Here is a 6,917-nt window from a genome sequence, read left to right on the forward strand (position 1 = left end):
ACAGGTTTTGAAAACCTGTCAGGTTATTATTTAATGATTTAAAATTCCTTGTTTTAAAATCTGTCCAAAATTATACATGTCTTCATAAGACGTATATAACGGAACTGGTGCAAGACGAATTACATTAGGTTCGCGCCAATCGGTGATTACTCCGTTTTTCATTAGGTAATCAAATAAACTGCGTCCTTCACCGTGAAGAAAAACCGATAATTGACATGCGCGTTCTTCTTGATTTGATGGCGTAATTATTTCGAAAGTGCTGTTTACTTCTTTGTCTATTTCGTGCAGAATGAATTCTAAGTACGACGTGATTTGGTTTCTTTTGGCGATTAGTTTCTCCATTCCTACTTCGGCAAACATTTCTACTGATGCTAAATATGGAGCTAAAGAAAGAATTGGTAAATTAGAAACTTGCCAACCATCGGCACCGTGAACTGGGTCGAATGATGGTTCCATTTTGAAACGGCGTTCTTTATTGTGTCCCCACCAACCTGCAAATCTTGGCAAATTGGAATGATGGTGTTTTTCGTGTACGAAACAACCTGATGCATTTCCTGGTCCAGAATTCATGTATTTGTAAGAACACCAAGCGGCGAAATCTACATTCCAATCGTGCAAATCTAATTTTATATTTCCGGCTGCGTGAGCTAAATCGAAACCTACGTTTGCTCCTACTTTGTGTCCAGCTTCGGTGATTGTTTTCATGTCGAAAACTTGGCCTGTGTAGTAATTTACTCCTCCAAATAATACTAATGCTAGTTCATCGCCAACTTCTTCAATTTTTGCTAAAATATCTTCTAGACGAATGTTGTGTTCGCCTTCGCGTCTTTTAATTTCTACAATGGCATCTTCTGGTTTGTAACCATGATGATTGACTTGCGATTGAAACATATATTGGTCAGACGGAAATGCTTTTTCCTCGCAGATAATTTTGTAACGTGTTGCCGTAGGACGATAAAACGAAACCATCAATAAGTGCAAATTGACTGTTAATGTGTTCATTACAGTAACTTCTGACGGTTTTGCACCGATGATTTTACTTAATGGTTCTGCAAAACGTTCGTGGTAATCCCACCAAGGTTTTTCTACATAGAAATGTCCTTCTACGGCATGTGTTGCCCAATCGGACATTACTTCGTCTACGTAGGTTTTTGCAGATTTTGGTTGTAATCCTAGTGAGTTTCCTGTGAAGTAAATTACGTTTTTACCGTTGTGTTGCGGAAAAATAAATTGATTTCTATAATCTTTTAATTCGTCTTGTTGGTCAAGTTGTTGTGCGAATTGAAGTGTATTTTGGAATGTCATTGTGTGTTTTGTTTGAAATTACGATAGAGACAAGGCATGCCTTGTCTGTACATGGTGTAAATGTAGAGAAAAGTTTAAAAGTTTAAAAGTTTACCCTGAAATAAATTCAGGGCTTGTAGGTTTAAAAGTTAGTCTATTGGAAAAATGATTTCTATGTAAGACGATTGCAATCTAGCCCTGATTGCAATGGAAATCTTTTTTTAATTGCGTTGGGTTAAAACCCAAGGCAATTGAAAAAAGATTGTAATGGAAAGCAGGAATAGGGTTTGTAGAAATGCGTAGTGATTCGCTCCTACTGAGATTCGTGCGGAATGACAAAATTGTGGAATAAAAAATCCCAACCGAGTTTGCACAAGATTGGGATTGTATATAAACTGAAATTGTTTATTATAGGATTAGCATTGCGTCGCCGTAAGAATAGAATTTGTATTTTTCTTTAATGGCTTCTTCGTAGGCTTTTTTCATTAAATCGTGTCCGCAGAACGCTGAAATCATCATTAATAATGTTGATTTTGGTGTGTGGAAATTGGTTACCATACTGTCTGCAATACTGAAATCGTATGGAGGAAAAATGAATTTATTAGTCCAACCGTCGAATGTATTTAGTGTGCGTTGTGATGAAACTGCGCTTTCTATTGCTCTCATAGAAGTTGTTCCGATGCAGCAAATTCTTTTCTTTTTGGCTTTAGCATCGTTTACGATATCGCAAGCTTCTTGATTGATTTTTAGCTCTTCAGAATCCATTTTGTGTTTAGACAAATCTTCTACTTCTACTGGATTGAATGTTCCTAAACCTACGTGAAGTGTTACTTCGGCAAAATTTACTCCTTTAATTTCTAATCTTTTTAGTAGGTGTTTTGAGAAGTGTAAACCTGCAGTTGGAGCGGCAACAGCGCCTTCTTCTTTAGCATAAATGGTTTGGTAACGCTCAGCATCGTCTTCGTTTACTTCGCGATTGATGTATTTTGGGATTGGTGTTTCACCAAGTTCTGTAAGTTTATTACGAAATTCTTCGTATGAACCGTCGTATAAGAAACGTAAAGTTCTACCACGAGAGGTTGTGTTATCGATAACTTCGGCAACTAATGAATCGTCATCGCCAAAATATAATTTATTTCCGATTCTGATTTTACGTGCTGGATCTACTAAAACGTCCCAAAGGCGTTGTTCTGCATTTAGTTCTCTAAGTAAGAACACTTCAATTCTTGCTCCAGTTTTTTCTTTATTCCCGAACATTCTTGCTGGGAAAACTTTGGTATTGTTAAGAATCATCACATCTCCATCGTCAAAATAGTTGATGATGTCTTTGAACATTTTGTGTTCTATTGTTCCGGTTTTTCTATCGATTACCATTAAACGAGATTCGTCACGGTTTTCTGCAGGATATTCGGCTAACAATTCTGTTGGTAAATTGAAGTTAAAATGAGATAATTTCATAATTAAATTTTAGATTTTAGATATTAAATTTTAGATATTGAAATCATAAAAAGTAAATCGTTTGCAAATATACGATTGTGAGATAGGCGTTGTCAAGTGTTTTGCTGTTTATTTTTGACATTGCCACAAAGACGCGAAGTCGCGGAGTATTTATTGTTTTTTTTTACTCGAATTTCACGAATTTGCCCCCATTATTAAATGGAATATTTCAGAAAACGATTTTATAAATTATGCTATGGTTAGCTTCGGATTTTTTTAACCGCTGATTACGCAAATTTTCACAAATTAGTATGATTAGCGTAGTGAAATTAATTTACTAAATTTTTAATTTGTGTAAATTCGTATAAAATCTTTGGAATTATAATTCACTTAATTCAAATCCAACATTTTTTAAATCCTCCCAAAAAGTTGGATATGATTTCGAAACAACCTCAGCATCATTAATAATTATTGGAACTTTTAATGCTAATGGTGCAAAAGCCATTGCCATTCTGTGATCCTGATAAGTTGCGATTGCTATATTCGAATTTAGATTATTAGATTGTTCTATTGTTAAAGAATCGTTAGTTACCGAAATAGTTGCTCCAAGTTTAGAAAGTTCTATTTTCAAGGCTTCTAATCTATCGGTTTCTTTTATTTTTAATGTGTGTAAACCTGTTAAATGACATCCAATTCCTAATCCGAAACTCGTTACAGCTATAGTTTGAGCGATATCGGGTGAAGATTTTTGGTTATAGGTTTTAGGTTGTGGGTTGTGGGAATTGATTTTTGAAATTGTAATTGAATTATTTTCAAAAATGGTTTCAATTCCAAAATTTTTATAAATTTCTACTAATGATGAATCGCCTTGAAGACTGTCTTTTTTGTAGCTTGAAAGTGTGACTTGAGTTCCTATTTCTGATAAAGCTACAATTGAAAACCAATAAGATGCGGAACTCCAATCGGATTCTATAATTAAGGTTGTAGGTTGTAGGTTGTAGGTTGTAGGTTTGACTGAAATTACATTTTCAATAAAAGAAGTCTCTACACCAATTTCATTTAGTAATTGCAGTGTCATTTTGATGTAAGGAACAGAAGTTATTTCGCCTTCGAGGGTTAATTCTAATCCGTTTTCTAGTTTTGGTGCAATTAATAAAAGTGCCGAAATGTATTGACTACTTACGTTTGCAGGAAGTGAAACTTTACTTTGAGTTAGTTTTTTTCCGATGATTTTTATGGGTGGAAATCCTTCGTTTTCTTCGTATGAAATTTCTGCTCCGAGTTGTTTTAGAGCTTCAACCAGAATTTTTATAGGACGTTCCTTCATTCTCGAAGAACCAGTTAAAACTACTTCTTTTCCTTCTTGAATGGCAAAAAAAGCGGTTAGAAATCGCATAGCTGTTCCTGCGTGGTGGACATCTATTAGTTTCGGGTTTTGGGTTTCATGTTTCGAGTTTTGTAAGGCCGCAAACATTACGTCGGAATCATCTGAATTGGAGGTGTTTTCTAAAGTTATATTTGGATACAAAGCTTGCAACAATAATAATCTGTTGGTTTCAGATTTGGAACCAGTGATATTGATAGAAGATTGGCGATTAACGACTGATGATTTTAGATGTAAATTCATTATTTTGTGACTACTTTTAATCCGATGATTGATATTATTAAGGTGCTGATAAAGAAAACGCGCCAAAAAGTGGCTGGCTCTTTAAAAATAAAAATTCCAACTAAAACGCTACCGACAGCGCCAATTCCCGTCCAAACGGCGTAAGCGGTTCCAATTGGTAGTTCTTTGGTGACTTTTACAAGCAAAACCATACTGATTGTAAGGCAAACCAAAAATCCGGCATACCAAAAAATCATTGTATTTCCCGATGATTCTTTTGCTTTACCAAGACAAGTGGCAAATGCTACTTCGAACAAGCCTGCGATTATTAATAGTATCCAGTTCATTTTACTAGTTGTAAAAATTTTAATCTCAATTCAAAGAATCTTAATACTTAATACTCAAATCTTAATACTATTTAAGTTTCTCATTATTCTGATGCCTATCGTGATCGCGATTGGTTTTTAAATCTAATTTTTTATCGAATGCCGCTTGAAGGTCGATTCCCGTTTGATTGGCAAGGCACAAAACTACAAAAACTACATCAGCTAATTCTTCGCCAAGGTCTTTATTTTTATCACTTTCTTTTTCAGATTGTTCTCCGTATCGTCGTGCAATAATTCTTGCAACTTCGCCTACTTCTTCTGTAAGTTGTGCCATATTGGTTAATTCGTTAAAGTAACGAACACCATGGTTTTTAATCCAGTTGTCTACTTCTAGTTGGGAGTTTTTTAGGTTCATTTTATACTTTTTTTAGAACAATTTTTTCGTTTTGTTTGTTGATTACTTCTTTAAAAAAGTTTTTCAGTGAGTCATAATATTCAGGACCAATTGAAGCTGAATTGATATTAAAACTCACAGAAAGTTGTATTTTATTTTCTGTATTTAGAACATTATATTTAAAATTTGCAATTTCGTCCTCCATACTAATATTAGTGACTTTTGGCATTGACTCAACTATATATCCTTCTGGAAAGGTAATGTTAATTGTATACTTGTCAAGATAAGGAAAAATAAAATCTACTGGATACTCTCTAACCTCTTGTTTAAAAGGATTTTCACTCATTGTAAAATATAAAAGAGGTGAAAAATACATTTTATCTCCAATAATTTCTACTGCATTACTATTGGAAAAGTCGTAATTTAAGACCACAGGATTTTTTAAATCTTTGTCATTTTGTATTTTAACATCTTCAATTTCTAATCCTTTAAACTTTTTTTCAAGTCGTTCTTTCTGACCATCATCAGACAAAGTTCCGTGATTTTCTCTAAATAAGTAGCCATTGTAGTTAAAAAATTGTTGTCTGGCTTTTCCAGATACTACTCCATCAGTGCTAATTTCTCCAATTATATAATTGACTTCATTAGAAACTTCTTTTGGAATTAAATCAATTTGAGAAGATGAACCATCCTTTCTTATGATTCTACCAATATAATTTAATGCTCTAATGGGAATAATATCTGGCGTAGCGTTTTTGGTTGATGCATCGAGTAAAACAACCTTATTGGGCATTTCAACACCTGCAATAACATAATTAAAAGCTGTTCTTGAAGGGAAAATTTTAATACCATTTTTTCGAGTACTTAAAATTATTGGATTGGCTTCTATTCCTGCAGAACGTAACATAGAAATCAATATTAGATTTATTTCTGCAATGTTCCCTACTTTATTTTTATAGGCTGTTTTTACTCCATCTTTACAATTGTAACCATTGTACTCATTCCAACTCATTCTATTTTTTACAAAATCGAAAATGACATTCATTTTTTCTTCATTCGTAGTTAAACCAGCTAACAATACTTTTAAATCATCTTCATAGTAATTAGTTTTATCCAATTGAAATCCGAAATTTTCGTGCTTGTATATTTTGTCAATAACGTCTTCCCAAGTTTGTGCGAATTTTTCAACCATTCCATTACGGTCTTTTTTGGAAGCCAATTCGTAATTTAAATGTGACCTAAAATTATCAACATTATTAACATACTCTTCATCTTTCATCGCCTTCGAGTTAGTATAAGAATAAGTTGTTCTATACTCGTCATAGTTGCCACTTGTATCTTTTAAAAGTTCATCTTTTTGGTTTAAAACTAAATAGCCATTGAGTGTTTTTTTGTATTCAAAATCATCGGGTGTTCTTACTTTGTACTCAATAAAATTTATTGGTATTTCTTCCTGAAAATATATTTCTTCGAGTTCGGTGGTATTGTATGTTACATATTCATATTTAAATTCAACTATTGAACCTTCTTTTACATTGGGTAACGAAATTTTCTTAGTCTTAAAATCTTTCTCGATTTCTTCAACAAACTCACCGTCGCTTTTTAATTTAGTTTTTTCTACTTTTCCATCGACCAAATTATAAGTTGCTGCGTCGGTAATAAATATTTTCTCTCCATAGGCACCCGAATAATAGCTTTTTTCAAAGTTGCCATATTTGTAACCTTCTTTTTTATAAATTTTAATTTTAACTTCCACCTCGGTAACAACATTCCAGTAGCCTTCCAAGTTAATTTTAAAGTACATGTTGCCTTTTTTAAATAAAATTGCTGCCGCTGCCGAAGTATCAATTGGGTGGACCTTTTCTTTTAT

6 protein-coding genes (1 of these 6 only partly in view) are annotated in these 6,917 nt (G+C 33.5%); all 6 read right to left on the bottom strand.

Features of this window, described 5'->3' with window-relative positions; translation table 11 throughout:
* Window positions 1-30: 30 nt before the first annotated feature.
* Complete coding sequence (gene kynU / locus DIU01_RS06245) at window positions 31-1,305, bottom strand: kynureninase (protein ID WP_290832586.1); 1,275 nt, start codon at window positions 1,303-1,305, stop codon at window positions 31-33.
* A gap of 387 nt (window positions 1,306-1,692) precedes the next feature.
* A complete protein-coding gene (gene queA / locus DIU01_RS06250; protein ID WP_290832588.1) occupies window positions 1,693-2,742 on the bottom strand; it encodes a tRNA preQ1(34) S-adenosylmethionine ribosyltransferase-isomerase QueA in 1,050 nt (349 codons plus the stop codon).
* A gap of 358 nt (window positions 2,743-3,100) precedes the next feature.
* Window positions 3,101-4,348: a 3-phosphoshikimate 1-carboxyvinyltransferase gene (aroA, locus tag DIU01_RS06255; RefSeq protein WP_290832590.1), complete on the bottom strand. Its 1,248-nt coding sequence runs from the start codon at window positions 4,346-4,348 to the stop codon at window positions 3,101-3,103.
* A complete protein-coding gene (locus DIU01_RS06260) occupies window positions 4,348-4,674 on the bottom strand; it encodes a multidrug efflux SMR transporter (RefSeq protein ID WP_035123612.1) in 327 nt (108 codons plus the stop codon). Before DIU01_RS06260 ends, aroA begins: the two co-directional genes overlap by 1 nt.
* Before the next feature lie 67 nt (window positions 4,675-4,741).
* Window positions 4,742-5,068 (bottom strand): nucleotide pyrophosphohydrolase, encoded by a 327-nt coding sequence (locus DIU01_RS06265; RefSeq protein ID WP_290832593.1) that lies wholly within the window; start codon window positions 5,066-5,068, stop codon window positions 4,742-4,744.
* 1 nt (window position 5,069) lies between these two features.
* A protein-coding gene (locus tag DIU01_RS06270; RefSeq protein ID WP_290832595.1) for a DUF3857 domain-containing protein crosses the window boundary here: on the bottom strand, window positions 5,070-6,917 show its 3' portion. Its footprint extends 90 nt past the window's final position; only the last 1,848 of its 1,938 coding nucleotides appear in the window; its start codon lies beyond the right edge, outside the window; it ends in the stop codon at window positions 5,070-5,072.

Origin of the sequence: Flavobacterium sp. (assembly GCF_003525665.1) — a bacterium.
In the GTDB taxonomy this organism is placed as follows: Bacteria; Bacteroidota; Bacteroidia; order Flavobacteriales; family Flavobacteriaceae; genus Flavobacterium.

Coding starts and splice junctions, on each gene's coding strand:
- kynU (WP_290832586.1), bottom strand. CDS start 1,305: ATGACATTCCAAAATACACTTCAATTCGCACAACAACTTGACCAACAA.
- queA (WP_290832588.1), bottom strand. CDS start 2,742: ATGAAATTATCTCATTTTAACTTCAATTTACCAACAGAATTGTTAGCC.
- aroA (WP_290832590.1), bottom strand. CDS start 4,348: ATGAATTTACATCTAAAATCATCAGTCGTTAATCGCCAATCTTCTATC.
- DIU01_RS06260 (WP_035123612.1), bottom strand. CDS start 4,674: ATGAACTGGATACTATTAATAATCGCAGGCTTGTTCGAAGTAGCATTT.
- DIU01_RS06265 (WP_290832593.1), bottom strand. CDS start 5,068: ATGAACCTAAAAAACTCCCAACTAGAAGTAGACAACTGGATTAAAAAC.